This is a genomic window from Kitasatospora sp. NPDC005856 (genome assembly GCF_040629945.1).
In the GTDB taxonomy this organism is placed as follows: Bacteria; Actinomycetota; Actinomycetes; order Streptomycetales; family Streptomycetaceae; genus Kitasatospora.
This window is the reverse complement of the sequence record NZ_JBEXWT010000229.1, coordinates 1-1,432: the sequence shown is the minus strand read 5'-3', so window position 1 is coordinate 1,432 and position 1,432 is coordinate 1. Positions and strand designations below refer to the sequence as shown.

At 66.6% G+C, this 1,432-nt stretch carries 1 protein-coding gene; it reads left to right on the top strand.

From position 1 onward, the window contains the following. Positions 1-89: 89 nt before the first annotated feature. A partial coding sequence (locus ABZ449_RS42125; RefSeq protein ID WP_360357464.1) for a phosphoglucomutase occupies positions 90-1,432 on the top strand: 1,343 nt, incomplete at its 3' end.

Genomic DNA, 1,432 nt, shown 5'->3' with positions numbered 1-1,432 from the left:
GGGTTCGGGGTGGGGGTTGTGTTCTGGTTACGATCGGTGAGTGCAGCGGCGGTGTGTCGCGGGTACCGACTTTCGGCGGGAGAAGACGGATGGCACACGTACGGGCCGGGCGGGTGGCGCAGTCCGGTGATCTGGTGGATGTGGCGCGGTTGGTGACGGCGTATTACGCGTTGAGTCCGGATCCTCAGGAGCCGGGGCAGCGGGTGGCGTTCGGGACGTCGGGGCATCGTGGTTCGTCGTTGGACGGGGCGTTCAACGAGGATCACATTGCGGCGACGACGCAGGCGATCTGTGAGTTCCGGGCGGGGGAGGGGGTGGGGGGTCCGTTGTTCCTGGGGGTGGACACGCACGCTCTCTCCGAGCCGGCCAGGGTCACCGCGTTGGAGGTGTTGGCGGCGAACGGTGTGCAGGTGCTGATCGATGCCGCCGACGGTTACACCCCCACTCCGGCGGTGTCGCATGCGATCCTCGCGCACAATCGGCGCAGTCCCCGTGCGTTGGCGGACGGGATTGTGATCACTCCGTCTCATAATCCGCCGCGTGATGGTGGGTTCAAGTACAACCCGCCCAGTGGTGGTCCGGCGGGTTCGCAGGCGACGGGGTGGATCCAGGATCGTGCGAACGAGTTGATCCGTGAGGGTCTGCGGGGTGTGAAGAGGGTTCCGTATGCGCGGGCGTTGGCCGCTGCGACGACGGGGCGGTACGACTTCCTGGGTGCTTATGTGGAGGATCTGCCGTCGGTGGTGGATCTGGATGCGGTGCGTGGGGCGGGTCTGCGGATCGGTGCGGATCCGTTGGGGGGTGCGTCGGTGGCGTACTGGGCGCGTGTCGCGGAGGCGCATGGTCTGGATTTGACGGTGGTCAATCCGGTGATCGATCCGACGTGGCGGTTCATGACGCTGGACTGGGACGGGAAGATCCGGATGGACTGTTCGTCGCCGGCCGCGATGGCTTCCCTGATCGGTCGCAAGGACGAGTACGCGATCGCCACGGGCAATGACGCGGATGCGGACCGGCACGGCATCGTGACCCCTGACGGGGGTCTGATGAATCCGAATCATTATCTGGCGGTGGCGGTGGACTACTTGTACCGTCACCGCGCGGAGTGGCCCGGGGATGCGGGGGTCGGCAAGACGTTGGTGTCCTCGTCGATGATCGACCGTGTCGCCGCGGATCTGGGCCGTCCTCTGGTGGAGGTTCCGGTGGGGTTCAAGTGGTTCGTCGACGGTCTGCTGGAGGGTTCGATCGGGTTCGGTGGTGAGGAGAGTGCCGGCGCGTCGTTCCTGCGGCGTGACGGCGGGGTGTGGACCACGGACAAGGACGGCATTCTGTTGGCCTTGCTGGCCGCCGAGATCACGGCTGTCACCGGTGCCACCCCCAGTGCCCGCTACCGTGAGCTGACGGAGCGTCATGGCGCTCCGTCCTACGCGCG